20 protein-coding genes are annotated in these 19345 nt (G+C 69.4%); 15 read left to right on the top strand and 5 right to left on the bottom strand.

What is annotated here, in order from left to right; translation table 11 throughout:
- Positions 1–236 precede the first annotated feature (236 nt).
- On the bottom strand, positions 237–2735 hold the full coding sequence (locus tag H4W30_RS25310) for a M14 family zinc carboxypeptidase (protein WP_318780669.1): 2499 nt from the start codon (positions 2733–2735) through the stop codon (positions 237–239).
- A 235-nt stretch (positions 2736–2970) separates the two neighbouring features.
- On the opposite strand from H4W30_RS25310, the gene H4W30_RS25315 reads away from it, so the two are divergent.
- The 4 genes from H4W30_RS25315 to H4W30_RS25330 all read left to right on the top strand — a co-directional run bounded on the left by H4W30_RS25315 (position 2971) and on the right by H4W30_RS25330 (position 6126).
- The gene (locus H4W30_RS25315) at positions 2971–3660 is read left to right on the top strand and encodes a DUF998 domain-containing protein (RefSeq protein ID WP_192745140.1); all 690 of its coding nucleotides are present in this window, start codon (positions 2971–2973) and stop codon (positions 3658–3660) included.
- A 95-nt stretch (positions 3661–3755) separates the two neighbouring features.
- Positions 3756–4094, top strand: a complete 339-nt coding sequence (locus tag H4W30_RS25320) for a YciI family protein (RefSeq protein WP_192745141.1) — start codon at positions 3756–3758, stop codon at positions 4092–4094.
- Between the two features lie 2 nt (positions 4095–4096).
- Positions 4097–5356 carry an RNA polymerase sigma factor gene (locus H4W30_RS25325; protein ID WP_192745142.1) on the top strand — a complete coding sequence of 420 codons (1260 nt, stop codon included), beginning with the start codon at positions 4097–4099 and terminating at the stop codon, positions 5354–5356.
- Positions 5353–6126 (top strand): class I SAM-dependent methyltransferase, encoded by a 774-nt coding sequence (locus H4W30_RS25330; RefSeq protein ID WP_192745143.1) that lies wholly within the window; start codon positions 5353–5355, stop codon positions 6124–6126. Before H4W30_RS25325 ends, H4W30_RS25330 begins: the two co-directional genes overlap by 4 nt.
- On the opposite strand, the gene H4W30_RS25335 is transcribed toward H4W30_RS25330, so the two are convergent.
- Both H4W30_RS25335 and H4W30_RS25340 read right to left on the bottom strand, forming a co-directional pair.
- The gene (locus tag H4W30_RS25335; RefSeq protein ID WP_192745144.1) at positions 6020–6679 is read right to left on the bottom strand and encodes a hypothetical protein; all 660 of its coding nucleotides are present in this window, start codon (positions 6677–6679) and stop codon (positions 6020–6022) included. The two genes, H4W30_RS25330 and H4W30_RS25335, sit on opposite strands and share 107 nt — an antisense overlap.
- Complete coding sequence (locus tag H4W30_RS25340; protein WP_192745145.1) at positions 6676–7008, bottom strand: zinc finger-like domain-containing protein; 333 nt, start codon at positions 7006–7008, stop codon at positions 6676–6678. Before H4W30_RS25340 ends, H4W30_RS25335 begins: the two co-directional genes overlap by 4 nt.
- Before the next feature lie 363 nt (positions 7009–7371).
- Between H4W30_RS25340 and H4W30_RS25345 the strand changes: the two genes are divergently transcribed.
- The 11 genes from H4W30_RS25345 to H4W30_RS25395 all read left to right on the top strand — a co-directional run bounded on the left by H4W30_RS25345 (position 7372) and on the right by H4W30_RS25395 (position 17563).
- Positions 7372–8661, top strand: coding sequence for a helix-turn-helix transcriptional regulator (locus H4W30_RS25345; protein ID WP_192745146.1), 1290 nt, complete (start codon positions 7372–7374; stop codon positions 8659–8661).
- Entirely contained in the window at positions 8658–9395 is a 738-nt protein-coding gene (locus H4W30_RS25350) for a hypothetical protein (RefSeq protein ID WP_192745147.1), read from the top strand. The genes H4W30_RS25345 and H4W30_RS25350 overlap by 4 nt, the downstream gene beginning before the upstream one ends.
- Complete coding sequence (gene dcd / locus H4W30_RS25355) at positions 9386–9982, top strand: dCTP deaminase (protein WP_192745148.1); 597 nt, start codon at positions 9386–9388, stop codon at positions 9980–9982. Before H4W30_RS25350 ends, dcd begins: the two co-directional genes overlap by 10 nt.
- The gene (locus tag H4W30_RS25360; RefSeq protein ID WP_192745149.1) at positions 9966–11048 is read left to right on the top strand and encodes a thiamine-phosphate kinase; all 1083 of its coding nucleotides are present in this window, start codon (positions 9966–9968) and stop codon (positions 11046–11048) included. The genes dcd and H4W30_RS25360 overlap by 17 nt, the downstream gene beginning before the upstream one ends.
- Positions 11049–11238: 190 nt before the next feature.
- Positions 11239–12000 carry a 3-oxoacyl-ACP reductase FabG gene (gene fabG / locus H4W30_RS25365; protein WP_007029803.1) on the top strand — a complete coding sequence of 254 codons (762 nt, stop codon included), beginning with the start codon at positions 11239–11241 and terminating at the stop codon, positions 11998–12000.
- A gap of 3 nt (positions 12001–12003) precedes the next feature.
- Positions 12004–12456 carry a MaoC family dehydratase gene (locus tag H4W30_RS25370; protein WP_192745150.1) on the top strand — a complete coding sequence of 151 codons (453 nt, stop codon included), beginning with the start codon at positions 12004–12006 and terminating at the stop codon, positions 12454–12456.
- 90 nt (positions 12457–12546) lie between these two features.
- On the top strand, positions 12547–13572 hold the full coding sequence (locus H4W30_RS25375) for a phosphotransferase family protein (protein WP_192745151.1): 1026 nt from the start codon (positions 12547–12549) through the stop codon (positions 13570–13572).
- Positions 13573–13574: 2 nt separating this feature from the next.
- Entirely contained in the window at positions 13575–14798 is a 1224-nt protein-coding gene (locus H4W30_RS25380) for an acyl-CoA dehydrogenase family protein (protein WP_192745152.1), read from the top strand.
- Positions 14795–15976 carry an acyl-CoA dehydrogenase family protein gene (locus tag H4W30_RS25385; protein ID WP_192745153.1) on the top strand — a complete coding sequence of 394 codons (1182 nt, stop codon included), beginning with the start codon at positions 14795–14797 and terminating at the stop codon, positions 15974–15976. Before H4W30_RS25380 ends, H4W30_RS25385 begins: the two co-directional genes overlap by 4 nt.
- Positions 15973–17088, top strand: coding sequence for an acyl-CoA dehydrogenase family protein (locus H4W30_RS25390; protein ID WP_192745154.1), 1116 nt, complete (start codon positions 15973–15975; stop codon positions 17086–17088). The genes H4W30_RS25385 and H4W30_RS25390 overlap by 4 nt, the downstream gene beginning before the upstream one ends.
- 82 nt (positions 17089–17170) lie before the next feature.
- Positions 17171–17563 (top strand): DUF7715 family protein, encoded by a 393-nt coding sequence (locus H4W30_RS25395; RefSeq protein ID WP_192745155.1) that lies wholly within the window; start codon positions 17171–17173, stop codon positions 17561–17563.
- A 3-nt stretch (positions 17564–17566) separates the two neighbouring features.
- On the opposite strand, the gene H4W30_RS25400 is transcribed toward H4W30_RS25395, so the two are convergent.
- On the bottom strand, positions 17567–18184 hold the full coding sequence (locus tag H4W30_RS25400; protein WP_192745156.1) for a TetR/AcrR family transcriptional regulator: 618 nt from the start codon (positions 18182–18184) through the stop codon (positions 17567–17569).
- Between the two features lie 175 nt (positions 18185–18359).
- On the bottom strand, positions 18360–19343 hold the full coding sequence (locus H4W30_RS25405) for a phosphotriesterase family protein (protein WP_192745157.1): 984 nt from the start codon (positions 19341–19343) through the stop codon (positions 18360–18362).
- Positions 19344–19345: the final 2 nt, after the last annotated feature.

Below are 19345 nucleotides of genomic sequence, written 5' to 3' on the forward strand. Positions count from 1 at the left end.
TTGAAGGTTGTGAAAGTGGCTTTCGCAACCCCCGGGGGCCGTCCACTGTGGACGCGGCGACGATGCGGGTGGTGCCGGACCAGCCGCCGGCACCGTCTAGCGAACGGCAAGCCAGCATTTCGTCCTCCGAGTGCGGTAGTTCGCACTGCCAACTACCGCATGCGGGGCGAAGCGCGTGAAGGCCCCCTTCCCTCGACTGAGCCGAGGGAAGGGGGCCTTCACGCGCTAAACGAGAACTACCGGCCCGAGCGCTCCTTCTTGGCCCGCGCGGAACGGGTGCAGACCTCACCGACGTCGACCGTCTGGCCGCGGTCGATGTAGACGTCCGCCAGCCCGACGAGCTTGCCCTTCGGCGACGTACAGGTCAGCTGGTACGCCTCCTTGGGGCCGTAGGTCGGCGGGATCGGCGACTGGAACGACACACCGCCGGCCCAGTCGTCCACAGTGGACGGATTCGCCTGCGAGTAGTTGACCAGCACGGCCGTGTAGTCCCCGGCGGGCGGGTCGTACAGGATCGCGTGCTCTTCCGTGGTCGAACCGTTCGCCGACGACGACACCATGTTGCCCGCGGAGTCGAAGACGTACAGGTCCCAGTCCGTGTCCTGGCTGGCCCACTTGACGTCGACGCTGAACTTCCCGTTGTCGACCTTGGGGAGCCCGTCGACGTGGAACGTGAAGCTCTCCGAAGTCGGGTCCGTCGGGTAGTTCTGGTTGATCGCCGGCACCCCGGGCGGGTTGACGGCCTGGATGGCGGGCTGCGCCGGACCCTGCGGCTCGCGGCCGTAGCGGCCCGCGACGTAGGGCCGCGTCGACGGGTTGATCGACCACGCGAACCGGCCGCCGGTGGAGGACAGCGACGAGTTCAGGTCGTCGGTGACGTAGATCGGCGGCTTCGTCGAGCCGTCGGGCTGCACCACCGGCGAGGTCGGCGTCTGGAAGGTCTTGTGCAGCTTCAGCTGGTAGCCCTTCGGCGCCGTACCGATCAGCGTCGAATGCGCCGCCGGGTCGGCGGTGTTGGCCAGCATGTCGATGAACGCGGCACGGTTTCCGCCCTTGCCCGCACCGGCCGCGGGGGCGACACCGGTGTACTCGGCGACGACACCTTCGGCGAACGGCGGGTGGAACTCGTTCGGGCCGACCTCGAACGTGAAGCCCCAGCCACCGGTGGCCCAGTACGACCAGTCCTCGGTCGAGCCGGTCGTGTCGTACAGCGCCCACGACGGCTGGCTGGTGTATCCGTTGCGCGAGGCCATCTTGTCGCCGAGCGCCTTGTACGCCGGCTCGTCGAGCGGCGGGCGGACGGCGGCGACACCCGGGACACGCAGCACCAGGTTGGAGTAGGTGTGCAGCGTGATCAGGTTGGTCACCTGACGGTTGGACACGATCGAGCGGATGTTCTGCGTCTCGGGCTCGGAGAACGGGCCGGAACCGCGGAACGTGTCACTGCGCCACAGGGTCGACGCGCCGGCGCCGCCCCAGAAACCCGCGTAGTTGCGGTTCGGGTCGGTTCCGCGTTCGCGGCCGGCGGGGTTGGCCTTGCAGACGCCGGTCGCGAACTCCTTGGGCGAGTCGTTGACGTTGCAGTTCTTGCGCTTCATCTCGTAGTCGAACCGCGAGAAGTCGCCCTTGGGCTCGGCCTCACGGGAGATTTCGAAGCCGTCGGGGTTGACGATCGGCACGATGATGTTGCGCGTCCGGCCGACCAGGCCGCGGATCTCGGCGTTGCCACCGGTGTAGCCCTTGACCAGCTCGTGAGCCCACTCCATGGCGTGCTCGCCCGCCGGCCACTCCCGGGCGTGGTGCACACCCATGGTGAAGTTGACGGGTTTGCCGTCCGCGATGTTCTTGACGTCGCTCGCGATCTCGAGGCCGAGGACGTCACGGCCTTCCCAGGTCGGCTGCGGCAGCGTGAACGCCGTGACGAGCTTGGGGTTCTTGCGGGCCAGTTCCTTGACCTCGAACTGGTAGTCGTAAAGGTGCCGGTAGCTCGTCCGCCCGGACGGCAGCGTGGAGCCCGGCGTCTTCGCGGCGTACTCGCGGTCGGTCTTGGCGTTCTGGATCGACTTCGCCGAAAGGTCGGCCTCGACCACCTTCGACTTGAAGCCGTTGTCCGCCAGGGTCTTGCGGTCGGCGTCGTTGGCGAGGACGACCTCGACACCGGTGGCGTCGGCCTTCTCGGTGACGTCGAGGCCGAGCCGGAGCAGCTTGTCCTTGTCCTGCTTGCCCGGGGTCTCGACGCGGACCAGTTCGGCGCGCTGCGGCGCGTGCGCGGCACTGGTCGGCGTGCCCTGCGGCGTGAGGGCGAGGAAGTCGACCCCCAGCAGCGCGTCGCGAGTCTTCCCGTCGTACCGGCAGGTCTGCACGACCAGCTGCTGGTCCTTCTTCACGAAGCCTTCGGCGAGTTCGTGGCTGCGCAACGCGGCGGACGCGGCGACCACGGCGCCGGTGACCTTGTCGAAGACCGCGAGGTCCCAGTCGCCCTCACCGCCGCCACGAGGCGCGATCCGCGCCTGCAGCAGACCGTCCACTGTGGACGTGAACTCACGCCGGTCGGTACCTGCTGTGCCCGGCTTCTGGAGCGCGGCGAAACAGGAACGCGGTACGGCCTGGTTGGCCTTGACCACGTTGTCCGCGGCCACCGCCGTCGTGGCCGACGGAAGTGCCACGAAGGTGCCGGCGAGCACCAGGGTCGCCGCCGTCCATCCCGCTCTTCGCCGGTTTGGTGAATACCCCACAGACTGACCTCCTTGGACAGTCCGGTGACCGGGTGAGGTCACCGGTAGCGAGACCCTAGACCCGGGACGCCGCCGGAGGGACCCGCCACAAGTCGGCTACACCCCTTTCGGCCCAACGATCTCACCGACCGTGCCGGAACGATCACTCGCACGCGCGCCGTAGAATGGGGCTTCCCTGTCGATTTCGACAGGAAAGCCTAAGAAAACCTTCAGGTTGGGTGGTTACCGTTCAACCATGACGACGCCCCAGGTCACCGCCAGGTCACCGCTGGCCCTGCTGGCCGCCGTGGCCTCGGTCGCCGGCGGAGCACTGCTGATCCTGCTCCTGCAGGTCCTCCCCGCCACCAGCGACATCAGCCCGGTCCGCCGCACCATCAGCGAATACGCGCTCAGCGAGCACAAGTGGATCTTCGACGTCGCGGTCCTGCTGGTCGCGCTGGGCTCGGCGATCGGCTTCGGCGCGCTGATCCGCCGCAAGCACCTTCCCGTCCTGTCGGCGGCCTCGGTCTTCTGCGCGCTCTGGACGGTGAGCCTGGTGGTGATCGTGGCGTTCCCCAAGAACAACTGGGCGATCGGGCCGAGCACCGGCGGGACCGTGCACCGGATCGCGAGCGTCGTGGCCTTCGTCTGCCTGCCCTTGGCCGTGTGGTTCGCCGCGAAGGCCGTCTTCCCGTCCTCCCGCGCGCGGCGCGCGGTGACGCGGGTGCTCGCGGTGGCGGCCCTGGCCTGGTTCGGCGTGATCCTCGGGGCGATCGTGGTCTCGATGAACGGCGGCGAGCCCTGGTGGCGGGCGATCCCGCTCGGACTGGTCGAACGCGCCATGGCGCTGACCGGGCTGCTCGCGCTCGCGTCGCTGCTCATCCCCGCGCGCGTGGTCACCGCTCCGGTGACCGAGCAGGCCGAAGCGCTGGAGACCGCGTCCTGAAAGTTCCTTCGGGCGCCCTGTCCATTTGACGGTCTCCCGCTCGTAGTGGTGTCGTGCGGCAAGCAGGCCGCGCGGAAACCAGAGGGAGTACCACCGTGAAGTACATGCTGCTGATCCAGGCCGCGGCCGGCGACGTCGAGCCCCAGTGCACCTTCGAGGACTGGATGGCTTACGACAAGCAGGTCAAGGACGCCGGGATCTGGTCCGCCGGGGAGTCGCTGGCCGATCTCGTCACCGCGACGACGGTGACGGTCGATCGCGACGGGAAGCGGACGGTGACCGACGGGCCCTACGCCGAGGCGCGCGAGGTGCTGGGCGGTTTCTACGTCATCGACGTGCCGGACCTGGACGTCGCCCTCGACTGGGCGGCCCGCTGCCCCGGCGCCCGCGACGGTTCGGTGGTGGTCCGCCCGGTCGCCGACTTCTCCGCCTGACCATGGACGAGCGGAGCGACGGCGTGGCGTCGGTCGAGGCGGTGTTCCGCGAGGAACAGGGCAGGCTCCTCGCCGCGCTCGTGCGCCGCTTCGGCGACTTGGACCTGGCCGAAGAGGTCACGTCCGAGGCGATCGAAGCGGCGCTGGAGCGCTGGCCGGTGGACGGTGTCCCGCCGCGGCCGGGCGCGTGGCTGATGACCACCGCCCGGCGCAAGGCCGTCGATCGGCTGCGCCGCGACCAGGCCTACGCCGCCAAACTCGCGGTCCTGCAGGTGGAAGCCGACCGAGCCGGTCCCGTGCCGGACGCCGGTGACGGCCTGCCGGACGAGCGGCTGCGGCTGTTCTTCACCTGTGCCCATCCCGCCCTGCCCGTCGAGGACCGGGGCGCGCTGACCCTGCGGTTTCTCGCCGGGCTGACCACGCCGGAGGTGGCACGGGCCTATCTCGTCCCGGTGCCGACGATGGCGAAGCGGATCGTGCGGGCGAAGAAGAAGATCAGCGAGGCCCGGATCCCGTTCCGGGTCCCGGACGCGGACGAACTACCGGAGCGGCTGCCGGGTGTGCTGCAGGCGGTGTACTCGATCTTCACCGAGGGATACGCGGCCAGTTCGGGAGCGAGTCTGCAGCGGGCCGACCTCGCCGAGGAGGCCATCCGGCTCGGCCGCGTCCTGCGCGGGCTGATGCCCGCCGATCAGGAGGTGGCGGGACTGCTCGCGCTGATGCTGCTCGTCCACGCGCGGCGGGACGCCCGGACCGGGCCGGACGGCGAACCGGTCCTCCTGGCGGACCAGGACCGGAGCCGGTGGAACCGGGAACTGATCGAAGAGGGCGGTCACCTGGTGGTCGCCTCGCTGACGGGCGGCCCGCCTGGCCCGTACGGGGTGCAGGCCGCGATCGCGGCCCTGCACGACGAAGCGGCCGATGTCGAAACCACCGACTGGCCGCAGATCGTGGCGCTCTACGACGTCCTGATGACCTTGGCGCCCTCCCCCGTCGTCGCGCTCAACCGCGCCGTGGCCGTCGCCCTGCGCGACGGCCCGGCCGCGGGGCTCGCGCTGCTCGACGAACTGACCGGCGAACCGATGCTCCGCGGCTATCCTCCCTTCGCGATCGCCCGGGCAGATCTGCTGCAACGGCTGGGCCGCGACGACGCGGCGGCCACGGCCTACCGCGAAGCGATCGCGCTCGCCCCGACCGAACCCGAACGCGCCCACCTGCGGCGAAGGCTCGCCGCGCTCGAATCCCTCGCGGAGACACGATGACCGCCGAACAACTCGCCCGCGCCTGGGATGAAGCCGCCGCCGGCTACGACGCCTACTACGTCCCCCGGTTCGCGCCGTGGGTCTCCGCCGCGGTGCGGGCTCTCCCCTCGGTTCTGCCCGAGGGCCCCGTTCTCGTCCCCTGCTGCGGAACCTTCCCGGAACTCGACGAACTCGGCGGGCATCTGCCCGGCCGCGAGATCGTCGGCATCGATCTGTCCGCCGGCATGGTCGCGAGGGCGAGGCGACGGTCCGCGGGCGATCCCCTCGTACGCGTCGTCGAAGGTGACGCCTCGGAACTCGATCCGGCCTCGGCCGCCGCGGTCGTCTCGGTCTTCGGCCTCCAGCAACTACCCGAACCCGACGCCGCGCTCCGATCGTGGGCGGGCGCGCTTCGCCAGGGCGGCGTGCTTTCGGTCGTCTACTGGCCGCACAGCACCGAACCGGGCGGGCCGTTCACGGTGCTTTCCGACGTGCTGCGGGAACGCGTCCCCGCGGGCGATCGATCCTGGGAAGAACGGCTCGTGCCCGCGCTGGAAGACGTCGTACTCGAACGCGACGAACCCTTGTCGTTCCCGATGATCCACCCCGACGCCGACACGTTCTTCACCGCGCACACCCGGTCGGGACCGATGCGGCCGCTGGCGGACGCGCGCGGTGAAGAGTTCATCGCCGCGCTGCGCGCGGAATTCCTGCGAAGGTCCCCGGAAGGGGAATGGCGGCACCGTCCGGCTGCCCGGCATATCGTCGGGCGGGCGGCAGACCGGGCGTGACGTCGTCCTCGGCAGTGTCTTCAACGTCCTTGCGCAGTCGTGCGGTGCAGACCGAAAGGTGCACCACGTTGGCGCGTTTGTGGTGGCGGTACACGTGGACGTCGGAGGCGAAGCACGCCGCCGCGAGCAGAGCCCGCCGCTGCTCGATGCGCTCGTAGCCGACTCCGGCCGGGCAGAACAGGGTGACCTCGACCTCGTCACCGCGCGGTTTGGTCCACAGGATCACCGGCAGCTTGCCGTCGAGCGTGCACACCCTGGCCCGGGCGAACCCGGTCCGCAGCCGGTGCTGCACGACGATCGAGCGGAGCCGGTCGCGGAGGAATCGCCGCGCCGAGCGCCAGTAGAACAGCCAGTTCGCGACACCGAACAGCACGACCGCACCCCAGATCGGGCCGACCGCCTGGAAAAGGGAGTACAACGCGTACGGGAGCACGATCAGCGCACCGATCTCGTACCGCCAGTGATACAGGGCGGTGATCGGGTTGGGCCTCCTGACCACCGTGATCTCCCTGGCCAGCTCGGCGATCGCCTGGGGTTCCTGCCAACGGCTCATGACCTTCCTCCTGTCCGTCCGGCGGTTTGCTCGGCGGCCACGGCCGCCGCGGGAATGGAGCGGACGACACCGGCACCGGCGCAGTCCGGGCAAACGGCGTCCTCGTAGGGCCACCACCCCGTGCCCCCGCAGGGCGCGCACGCGTGGACGGTGTCCCAGCGGGGGTCGCGGTAGACGCGGCGCCTGCTGTTCGGCACCCGCGACACCTGCCAGCCGCGAGCGGCGGCGCGCGTGTCCTCGCGGGTCGCGAAGAGCCATTCGTGGAAGCGTTCGAGAAGCCGATCGAACCAGGACCGGGGCGCTGCCGTGTGGTTCTCGTGGTGGGACATGAGGTTCACCCCCGATGCAGCCAAGCGCGAACTCGGGTCGGCCCACACGGCGCCTACTCCGGCATTCGTGTGGCCCACAGGCGACGCGAACCGGGTCAGATGCGCAGCGTCACATTCAGTTGGCTGTCAGCATCCATTCTCCGGTCGTGCCCAGGTCGGACCAGTCCTCGTGACCGGGTGGGTCACGCACACCAGGACCAGGTAGAACAGGGTCCATCGCGGCTCCCGACACGTTGTGACCCGACGTTGACCCACGCGCCAGCACGGTCCGATTCGCTTGCTGTACTCTCGCCGTTGTGTGCACGTTCAGTCACCGCCCTACATTGCCTACCAAAGGTAGGTAAGCCCGTGTCTAGTGCCTACATGAAGCCTACATCGGCCGGGCAGCGGCCGGTAAGCCCCGATGCGGAAACCGTTACCGCGTCGGGTGTCGGACGTGAGCTGCGGCGGCTGCGCAAGGCCGCGGGCGAAACGCAGGCGGAGACCGCCCGGATCATCGGCGTGACCAGGGCGAACCTGACCCAGTGGGAGACCGGGAAATACCTGCCGTCGGCGCACAACGCGCGTCAGCTCGACGATCACTTCCGCGCCGCGAACGCGCTGTTCACGCTGGTGGAGACCGCCCGTTCCCCGCACGAGCACACGCCGCCCGCCGTCGGTGACGCCGCCATCGTCGACACCTCACGGTCGCTGCTGCAGGTCTTCCACACCGTCGGCGCGAAACTCGCCGAGCGCCTGATCCGGGACGAGCACGGGAAACCGCTGGGCTGGCGGCACAACCTGCAGAAGAGCACCGGGCCGAAGGCGCTCAGCACCGCGTACGGGATCAACACCATGCTGGTGGTAGGCGATCCCTACATCGACCTACATACGCTCGCAGAAGATCTGTACCGGCTGCAGTCGGCACAGGGCTGGCGTGGCCGCGCGGGCGGCAAACGGCCGGAGACGACGGCGTCCGTGGTGGACGCGCTCTTCCGCACCAGCACCATGTCCGCCGACGAAGGGCTGGACCAGCTCGAAGGGTCGCTCGACCCGTACAGCAGGACCCGCCCCTACCTGTTGTCCGCCGTGCTGCACACGGCGGTCCGGCTCCGGCCGGACGCCCCGCTGACCGACCGGCTGATCGACGCCCTCCTGGCGGCCCGGCTCGACTTCGACGGCTCACAGCTGTGGCCGGAGAAGAACGAGGCCGGGCTCGTCGCCCCGGAGGCCTCGGTGGTGCACACCGCACGGTCGGTCGTCGCGCTGCGGGAAGTCCTGCGCAGCCGTGAAGATCGCAACGACGTCCGCGAGGCGGCCGACGAAGCCACACAATGGCTCATCGACCGGTCGCATTCGGACGATGGCGTGGCCGAGGATCTCGAACGGCCTCGCCCCGACGGGGAAGGAACGACCCGGATCATCATCCGGCACTTCACCGCAGCCTGGGTCGTCCAAGCGCTCGCCACCGCCCCCTTCCTGCCACTCCCCCGGCTCAACCGGGCGCTCGGAACCCTTTGGGAGCGCTACGACGCCGATCAGGGACTGTGGGCCTGGGGAAGCGGCGACCTACCCATCTGGCAGACCTTGGACGCAGTCACCGCGCTCCGCGCGGCCGCATTCGCCGCCGCCGGGCCCCCGCTCAGCCCACCAGGAATTCCAGGAACTTCATGATCGACACCCCGCCCTCGACCCTCACGGGCGCCCACGCGTTCCTCCGTGAGGTCACCGGGAGCCGCCCCGGCCACGGCGACGCGGACCTTGCCTGGCTGCGCACGGTCGCGCACCGGGTACAGGACTCCCCCGGCACTTTCCTTTCGTGGCTCGAAGAAATCCTCGCCGACGAGGAAGCCGTCCGCGCCGCGGCGAAGCGTTCCTACTGGCATCCCAACGGTTTCGCCAAAATGGTGCTCCACGCCTCGGCCGATTTCCGCATCCGGCTCCATGTCTGGCCGGACTCCGCGGAACCGTCGCGCGGCGAGTCCAATCCGCACAGCCATCGCTGGGAATTCGCCTCGGCCATCGTCGCGGGCGAAGGCCTGCACATGGTCGAGTTCCACGAAACGACCGAAGGCGGGAAGCCGTACGACCGGTACCGCTACGGCGCCGATCCGGCGAATCCGGCCGCGTTGCTCGCGGACGGCGCCGCCCGGCTCGCGGTGGAGAAGACCCCGCACGTCCGGCTCGGCGACGTCTACTCGTGCGACACCACCGTCGTGCACACCGTCCGGCCCATCGCCGCGGGCTTGACCGCGACGGTGGTGGTCCAGGGGCCGCACCGCACCGGCACCACGGTCGTGTACTGCGAGCCCGGCGAGTCCGACGACCAGCCCAACGGCGAACTGACCGAGACCGATTTCCGTGTCCTGGTCGGCGCCGTGGCGAAAGCGGTGGCGTCATGCCGATGACGTGGCCGGCTCTGCGCCGCGGGATCCTGACCGACCGGGCCATCAAACGCGCGCACCGCGCCGGGGAACTCACGATCACCCCGTTCGAGCCCGGTCTCGTCCGCCCGGCCGCGATCAGCCTGCGGCTCGGTCACGAGGCATTCTCGCTGGAATCGACCGGGACCGTCGACATCGCCGACCGGAGCACATATCCGGAACTCCGGCCGAAGGAACTCGACGCCGAAGGCAGGCTGCGCGTCGAACCCGGCGAAGTCGTTCTCGCGCCGACACTGGAGAAGATCGGGCTTTCGGAGAAACTCGCCGGGCTCGTCGACGGCACGAGCGACTACGCGCGGCTCGGCATCAGCGTCGTCCTGTGCGGTCAGGTCAGCCCCGGCTTCGGCAGTGAGACCGGCGCCGTGCTGACCCTGGAGATCGTGAACCACCTGCGGCATCCCGTGCTCCTGCACCCCGGGACGCGGATCTGCAATCTGATGCTGTTCGCCTCCACGGGCAGCGACCAGCCCTACGGCACGATGCCGAACAACTACTCCAGCGACCACAACGTCGCCCCGTCCCGATTGGCGGATCATGTCGGGCGTAACTGAACTCTCGCCGGTGGGCGACGACATCCGGCTCGGCGAACTGGGCGAGCACGCGATCCTGGAGCACATCCTGCGGCCGCGCTACGGCGGTGTCCGCGGGTTCGGGGACGACTGCGCGGTCCTCGACGCCACGGAAGGGCTTCGTGGCGAACTGGTCGCCACCACCGACAGCTGCCCCACGCCGCTGGTCACCATCCTGGGCGAAACGGATCCCTACCACGCCGGGTGGCTGCTGGCGACGATCAACCTGTCCGATCTGGCCGCGGCCGGCGCCACCCCGCTCGGCCTGGTCGTCAACTACACCCTGCCGAAGACGACCACGGCGGGCGAGTTCCGGCGGCTTCTCGACGGCGTGGACGACTGCACGAAGGTGCACGGCACCAAGGTCGTCGGCGGCGATCTCCGGGACGGCCCGGTCCGGCAGCTCACCGCGACCGCGATCGGCCGGTGTGTCCCCGGCGGACGGCTCGGTCGCGCGGGTGCCGAAGCCGGCGATCGACTGCTGCTGGTCGGTTCGCCGGGCTATCTCTGGGCGTACGCGTTGCTCGTCGAAAAGCAGGCACGGCTTCCCGGACCTGTCGTCGCGGACGTCCGCGAGCGCGCCTGCCGTCCGATGGCCCAGGTGGCGGCTGGCCGGATGCTCGCCACGGCCGGGCTGGCGCGCGCGGCGATGGACGTCTCCGACGGTCTCTTCCCGACCGTGCGGACCCTGTGCGGCGCCAACGGTCTCGGCGCGCGGATCACCACGGACATCCGGCTGGACGACGCGCCCGCCGACGTCTGCGCGCAGTCGGGGCTCGGCCCGTTCGAGCTCGCGCAGGCCTGGGGCGACTGGACACTCGTGGTCGCCGTGCGGCCGCAGGATGTGGAACTCGCCAAGAAGACCCTCGCCGGTGAAGGTGTCGCGGCACAGGAAATCGGCTCGCTCGTGGCCCGCGAGGAAGGTATTTCGCTGGACGACGGCGAACTCTGGGAAGGGATCGCGCAGGAGCGGTTCTCGCCCAGTTCCTGGCACGGCGGCGAGGTGCCGAAGCTGATCACCGAGGTTCTCGGCAGGCGGGCGGGCTGAGGGACCTGCGGCACGGATGGCCGACGCGCGTGTCGGCCATCCGGTCAGCGAGTGACCAGGCGGGTGATTGCGGTCACATTCGCCCGCTTTCGCGCGGGCGCGCTCCCCGAAAGCGGCATTGCCCCTACAAAGCAACCGCTTAGTACGGCAGACTCGGGCTCACTTCCACTCGACGACGAGGAGAACACCCGTGACCGAACACCCCTCCCGTGTAGCGATCGTCACCGGCGCCGGCCGCGGCATCGGGGCGGCCGTGGCCAAGCGGCTCGCTTCCGACGGGTTCGCCGTCGGCCTGCTGGACCTCGACGAGGCGGGCGTCAAGCAGGGGGCCGAAGCGATCGTCGCCGAGGGCGGCAAGGCCGTCGGTGTCGCGCTGGACGTCAACGACGCCGCACAGGTCGAAGCCGCGGTGACCCGGGTGGCCGAGGAGCTCGGCGCGCCGACCGTGCTGATCAACAACGCCGGTATCACCCGCGACAACCTGCTGTTCAAGATGACCGAACAGGACTGGGACTCGGTGCTGGGCGTGCACCTGAAGGGCTCGTTCCTGATGACCCGCGAGGTGCAGAAGTACCAGACGCAGGAGAAGTGGGGCCGCATCGTCAACCTGTCCAGCACCTCGGCGCTGGGCAACCGCGGCCAGGTCAACTACTCCGCGGCCAAGGCGGGCATGCAGGGCTTCACCAAGACGCTCGCGATCGAGCTGGGCAAGTTCAACGTCACCGCGAACGCCATCGCCCCCGGGTTCATCGCCACCGACATGACCGCGGCGACCGCCGAGCGGATCGGCATGTCGTTCGAGGACTTCAAGGCGGCGGCCGCGTCGCAGATCCCGGTGCAGCGTGTCGGCACCCCCGAGGACATCGCCAACCTCGCGTCGTTCCTGGTGAGCGACGGCGCCGGGTTCATCTCCGGCCAGGTCATCTACGTCGCCGGCGGACCGAAGGACTGAGCCATGCGCGAATTCGCCTCCCTGCAGGAGTTCGAGAACGCCGTCGGCGAGCACTTCGGCTACAGCGACTGGCTGACGCTCACCCAGGACCGGGTGAACCTGTTCGCCGACGCCACCGACGACCACCAGTGGATCCACGTCGACGTCGAGAAGGCCGCCGAAGGCCCGTTCGGCGGCCCGATCGCACACGGTTTCCTGACGCTGTCGCTCATTTCGGGCTTCGTCGGGAAGCTCTACCGCGTCCACGGGCTCACGATGGGCATCAACTACGGGCTGAACAAGGTCCGGTTCCCCCAGCCGGTCAAGGTCGGCGCGAAGATCCGGGCGGGCGCCGAGCTGGTCGAGGTCACCGACGTCGCCGGCGGCAAGCAGGCCGTCGTCAAATGGACGATCGAGATCGACGGCGAACCCAAACCGGCGTGCGTCGCGGAGATGGTCGTCCGGCTGATCGCCTGAGAAGGTGACGTCCGGCACCTCGCCGGACCAGCACTACCCGACATACCGACTGGTCGGTACTGTAACCGGAAAGCGAGCGCTGGAGGCACCATGAACCAGTCCGACCTGCCGGGCCTCGACCTGGCCAGGCTCAAGGCCCATCTGGACGAGCACCGGCCCGGTCTCGTCCAGGGTGAACTGAGCGGCCAGGTCGTGGAGGGGGGCCGGTCCAACCTCACCTACATCGTGGGCGACGGCCGGTCCCGCTGGGTGGTCCGCCGCCCGCCGCTGGGCCATGTCCTGCCGACCGCGCACGACATGGGCCGCGAGTACCGGGTGATCACCGGGCTGCACGGCACGGCGGTCCCGGTGCCGGAAACCGTGCTGCTGTGCGAGGACACCGACGTCATCGGCTCGCGGTTCTACGTGATGGAGTTCGTGGAGGGCACGCCCTTCCGCTCCGACACCGAGCTCGCCGCGCTCGGCCCCGCCCGGACCAAGGCGATCGCGGAGGAACTGGTCGACACCCTGGTCGCCCTGCACGCCGTCGATCCGGAATCGGTGGGGCTGGGCGATTTCGGCCGCCCGGAGGGGTTCCTCGAACGCCAGTTACGACGCTGGAAGAAGCAGCTCGACGGCAACCGCAGCCGCGACCTCCCCGGCGTCGACGAGCTCCACGACCGGCTCGCCTCGTCGGTACCCGAATCGGGCAAGCCGTCGATCGTCCACGGCGATTACCGCCTGGACAACGTGCTGGTGAACGCGGACGACCGGATCACCGCGGTGCTGGACTGGGAGATGTCCACCCTCGGCGACCCGCTGACCGACCTCGCGCTGCTGGTGGCCTACGCCGAACGCGACAAGGTCTCGCTGCAGTTCGTGTCCAACGCCAGCTCGGCGCCGGGCTATCCGCGCAACGACGAGGTCATCGCGCGGTACGCCGAGCGTTCCGGCCGCGACGTCTCCCGGCTCAACTGGTACGTGAGCTTCGCGTTCTTCAAACTCGCGGTGATCCTGGAAGGCATCCACCTCCGCTACAGCAAGGGACAGACCGTCGGCGCCGGATTCGACGGCATCGGCTCCGGCGTCGTCCCGTTGATCGCGCACGGCAATGAGACTCTCAAGGAAGAGGGATAGCGATGGACTTCGCCTTCGACGCGAAAACCGAGGAACTGCGGGGGAAACTCCTCGAGTTCATGGACTCGCACATCTACCCGGCCGAGGCCGTCTTCGAGCGGCAGCTGGCCGAGCGCGACAGCGAATGGGCGCAGCCGCCGATCGTCGAAGAGCTCAAGGCCGAGGCGCGCAAGCGCGGACTGTGGAACTTCTTCCTCCCCGGTGACCACGGCGCGGGACTGACCAACCTGCAGTACGCGCCGCTCGCCGAGATCACCGGCCGCAGCCTCCGGCTCGCGCCGACCGCGCTGAACTGCGCGGCGCCGGACACCGGGAACATGGAAGTCCTCACCATGTTCGGCACCGAGCAGCAGAAGAAGCAGTGGCTGCAGCCGTTGCTGGACGGCGAGATCCGGTCCGCCTTCGCGATGACCGAGCCCGACGTCGCCTCCTCCGACGCGCGCAACATCGCCACCAGCATCCGCCGCGACGGCGACGAGTACGTCGTCAACGGCCGGAAGTGGTACATCTCCGGTGCGATGAACCCGAACTGCAAGATCTTCATCGTGATGGGCAAGACCGATCCGGACGGCCCGCCGCACAAGCAGCAGAGCATGATCCTGGTCCCCCGCGACACCCCCGGCATGACCGTGAAACGCGGTATGCACGTGTTCGGCTACACCGACGGCGATCACGGCGGCCACGCCGAAGTGGTCTTCGAGGACGTCCGAGTGCCCGCGGAGAACCTCATCGCCGGCGAGGGTGACGGGTTCGCCATCGCGCAGGCCCGCCTCGGACCGGGGCGGATCCACCACTGCATGCGTGCCATCGGCATGGCCGAACGCGCGCTGGAACTGATGTGCCGCCGGGCGCTTTCGCGCGAGACCTTCGGCAAGCCGATCGCCGAACAGGGCGTGGTGCAGGACTGGATCGCCGAGGCAAGGGTCAAGATCGAGCAGCAGCGCCTGCTGGTGCTCAAGACCGCGTGGCTGATGGACACGGTCGGCAACCAGGGCGCGCACACCGAGATCCAGGCGATCAAGATCTCCACGCCGATCACCGTCGAGTGGATCCTTGACAAGGCCGTGCAGCTGTTCGGCGCGGGCGGCGTCAGCCAGGACTTCCCGGTCGCCGAGATGTGGGCGCAGGTGCGGACGCTGCGGCTCGCCGACGGGCCGGACGAGGTGCACAAGCGCTCGCTGGCGCACCGTGAGCTGAAGAAGTACCGCGGAGAGGTGACGAAGTGACCACTGTGGACGATCTGAAGCGGCGCGTGGCCGAGCTGCTGGCCGCGTATCCGCCGGAAAGCACGCCACGTCAGGACTTCCTCGACGCGCGGTTCGACGCCGGGCTGGCCTGGATCCACTTCCCCGAAGGCCTCGGCGGCCTGAACGCGCCGCGATCCCTCCAGTCCGTCGTGGACAAGGAGCTCGCCGCGGCGGGCGCGCCGGACAACGACAAACGGCGGATCGGGATCGGCCTGGGCATGGCCGCACCGACCATCCTCGCCTTCGGTACACCCGAACAGCACCAGCGCTTCCTTCGTCCACTGTGGACCGAGCGCGAGGTGTGGTGCCAGTTGTTCAGTGAGCCGGGCGCCGGATCCGACCTGGCCGCGCTGGGCACCCGGGCGGTCCGCGACGGCGACGACTGGGTGGTCACCGGCCAGAAGGTCTGGACGTCGGGCGCGCACAAGTCGCAGTGGGCGATCCTGGTCACCCGCACCGACCCCGACGTGCCGAAACACCGTGGCATGACGTACTTCCTGTGCGACATGACCGCGCCCGGCGTCGAGGTCCGGCCGCTGCGCCAGATCACCGGCGAGGCCGAGTTCAACGAGGTCTTCCTCAGCGAGGTCCGCATCCCCGACGCGCACCGCCTCGGCGCGGTCGGCGAGGGCTGGAAGGTCGCGCAGACCACGCTGATGAACGAACGCGTCGCGATCGGCGGCACCGAGTTCCCGCGCGACGGCGGCATGGTCGGCGTCGTCGCGAAAACCTGGCGGGAGCGCCCGGAGCTGCGCACCTCCGAGCTGCACGACAGGCTGCTGAAGCTGTGGGTGGAGGGCGAAAGCCTTCGACTGGTGAGTTCGCGGCTGCGCCAGCAGCTCGCCGCGGGTGCGCCGGGACCGGAGGGGTCCGCGGTCAAGGTCGCGTTCTCCGAACTCAACCAGGCCGCGTCCGGACTCGAGATCGAACTGCTCGGCGACGAGGGCCTGCGGTACGACGACTGGACGATGCGGCGTCCCGACGGCGTGAACTTCCTCGGTCGCGAGGCCGGTTACCGCTATCTGCGCGCGAAGGGCAACTCCATCGAGGGCGGCACCTCGGAGGTCCTGCGCAACATCATCGCCGAGCGCGTGCTGGGGCTGCCGTCCGAGCCGCGGATCGACAAGGACGTCGCCTGGAAGGACCTGCCCCGATGACCGACCTGCTGTATTCCGAGGTCGAAGAGGACCTTCGCGCCAGCGTCCGCGATCTGTTCTCCGATCGGGCGGAGCCGGCGGCCCTGATCGCCAGGACCGAGACGGCGGAACCGTACGACCTGAAGCTGTGGCGCACGCTCGCCGCCGACCTCGGCGCGGCGGGCCTCGCCGTCCCGGAGGCGCTGGGCGGGCACGGCGCTTCGGCGCGGGAAGTCGCCGTCGTGATGGAGGAACTCGGGCGCAGCGTCGCCCCCGTCCCCTATCTCGGCAGCGCCGTCCTGGCGACGTCGGCCCTGCTGGCGGCCGACACGTCGCAGGCGGAAGTGGCCGAGCCACTCGGGAAGCTGGCCGCGGGCACGCTCATCGGCGCGCTGGCGATCCCGCTGTCGACCGCGCCCGGCGCCGAGTTCCCCTCGACGGTCACGGCGGCCGCCGACGGCACGCTCAGCGGCCAGGTCCGCAGCGTCGTCGACGCGTCGGTGGCCGAGCTGATCGTCGTCCCGGCGGTGGGACCCGACGGCCCCGGCCTGTACACGATCGACGCGTCGGCGGCGGGGGTGACGGTCGCCGAGGCGATTTCCCTCGACCTCACCCGGCGCATCGCCGACGTCACCTTGGCGAACGTGGCCGCGAAACGCGTCGCCGACGGCTCGGTGGCCGCGTCGGCGCTGGACACGGCACTCGTGACCGCGGCGGGGCTGCTGGCCTCGGAACAGCTCGGGATCGCCGAATGGGCGTTGACCGAGACCGTGCGTTATCTCAAGGAGCGCTACCAGTTCGGCCGTCAGGTCGGTTCGTTCCAGTCGTTGAAGCACCGGCTGGCGAACCTGTACACGGACCTGGTCAACGCCAGGGCGACCGCGCGCTACGCCGCCGACTGCCTGGCTTCCGGCGACGACATCGCGATCGCCGTCGCGGTCGCGCAGGCCCGCAACTCCCCCATCGCCGTCCACGCCGCCGAAGAGGCGATCCAGTTGCACGGCGGGATCGGCATGACCTGGGAGCACCCCGCGCACCTGTACCTGAAGCGCGCGAAGAGCGACGAGATCGCGTTCGGCACTCCTGGGCGGCATCGCGCCGCCCTCGCGCCGCTGATCGATCTGCCCGCCTGACCCGCCCGGCGGGGTCCGTCCCGGAAACTGTCGGACCCCGCCGGTACAACTGTTCGAACATCCGATCGAACAGGGAGTCAGCATGAAACTGCTCGTGGCCACCGCGAAGACCCAGGGCGCGCGGGAGAACGACTTCGATCACTGCGTGGAAGGCGAGCTGCTCTGGGTCGCGCCGCCCTGCGGCGACGGCGAGAGTTCGCCCGATTCCCGCTGCGGCTGCGGCCGGGCGTTCGGTGGGCTGAGCTCGCACCGCGGAACGACGACGGCGCTCGTCGCGGACCTGCCCGGCTTCACCTTTTCCGACTACGCCGACGCGTTACGGTCGAGTCTGGCCGCTCAGGGCTGGCCGCCAGAAGCCGCCGAAGACGTGGCGACGGATCTGCTCGCCCTCGCGTCCGAGTGGGAGGTGGGGACGGTGCTCGAACGCCGCGACGACTGGTTCGCCGAGCGGCTCGTGTCCGCGCCGCCGGGCTAAGCGCTACTCGGGTCGCAGCGCGGCCAGCAGCAGATCGGCGAAATGGTCGCCGATCTGGCGGGCCGAGAGCGCGCCGCCACGCCGGTACCACGAACCGAGGTGGTGCACCGACCCGAAGAAGAAGTCGACGATCACGTCGGCCGGTTTGTCCGCGCGGAACTCGCCCGACTCCTGGCCTTCCTCGATCAGCGTGCGGAACCGCTCGTGGTACTTGCGGCGTTCCGCGCGGACGGCCTTCTGCTTCTCCACGCTCAGCTGGTGCATGGACTGCATGAAGATCGTGTTGTCGTCGAGGTTGTCGATCGTGCTGACGACGACGTCGGAGGCGGCGGAGCGCAACCGTTCCCGCAGCGGCGCCTCGCTCGAAACCACTTTTTCCAGTTGCTCGGTCTGCGCGCGCAGCACCCGGGCGTAGATCTCGTAAAGGAGGTCGTCCTTGGAGCCGAAGTAGTGGTACATCGCGCCCTTGGTGACCCCGGCCGCCTCGACGATCTCCTGCACGGAGGTGCGGTCGAAACCCTTCTTCGCGAAGAGCTTCGTGGCGTGCGACAGCAGACGGCGCGGGACGGCGGCCTGGTCTTCGCCGCCGGCCTCGGCCTTCCTGGTGGTCGCTCGTGTCATGGCCGGCTCCTTCTCGTGCGGACACTCAGCATACCGGCCGGTTTGTCGACGCCCCGGAGTCCCTTCCCCGGCTGGGCGCCGATCCGACGGGAACGCGTTGCGAAAGCCACTTTCGCAACCTTCGACATTGCGAAACTTTCGGAACCTCTCGCCGGACGAGAAAGGCGCCGAGACGTCAATACGCGCCGGTGTGCTCGAAGAACCGCCGCGGATTGTCGACCAGCATCGTCGTTATGTCGCGTTCGGAAACCCCACGTTCCCGCAACGCGGGCAGCACGTCACGGGTGATGTGGAGGAAATGCCAGTTGGGCGCCACGGCGGCCATCTTGTCCTGCTCGAACCAGTCGATGAAACAGGAGGCGTCATGGGAGAGGACCATGCTTCCGGCGTAACCGCGCTCGCACATCGCCACGACCGTGGCGACCCGTTCTTCGAACGAGAGCAACGGGTCGAGCCCGAAGCGGTCCATCCCCAGCAACGATCCCTTGTCGGCGATGCCGGTGAGGTAATCGAGGTCGGTGCTGTCGCCGCTGTGCCCGATGAGGACACGGCTCAGGTCGACGCCTTCGGTCGCGAAAACGGCCTGTTGTTCGAGACCGCGCCGGGTGGGCGCGTGGGTATGGGTCATGATCGGCGCGCCGGTCTCCCGGTGCGCCTTCGCGACCGCGCGCAGGACGCGTTCGACGCCGGGGGTGACCCCGGGTTCGTCGGTCGCGCACTTCAGCAGGGCCGCCTTCACCCCGGTATCGGCGATCCCGTCGACGATGTCGCCGGTGAAGAGGCCGACCAGCGGGTCCGCGCCGTCGTCGAAGATGAGGCCGGGCCCGCGATGGTGGAGGTAGTGCGGGACGTCGTTGTAGGTGTAGAGCCCGGTCGCGACGATGATCCGGAGCTCGGTTTCGGCCGCGACCCGCCGCACGCGCGGGATGTAGCGGCCGAGCCCGATCACGGTGGGGTCGACGATGGTGTCGATCCCGGCGGCCTTGAGTTCGTCGAGCCGCCGGATCGCGTCGGCGACGTGTTCGTCTTCGCGGAATCCGTCGTGTTCGGGATGGTTCGCCATGAACTCGGGACTGAGCACGAACAGGTGTTCGTGCATCAGCACCTTGCCCAATTCGGCGGTGTCGACGGGGCCGCGGACGGTTTCGACCTGTGCCATGC

It is taken from the genome of Amycolatopsis roodepoortensis (genome assembly GCF_014873915.1).
In the GTDB taxonomy this organism is placed as follows: Bacteria; Actinomycetota; Actinomycetes; order Mycobacteriales; family Pseudonocardiaceae; genus Amycolatopsis; species Amycolatopsis roodepoortensis.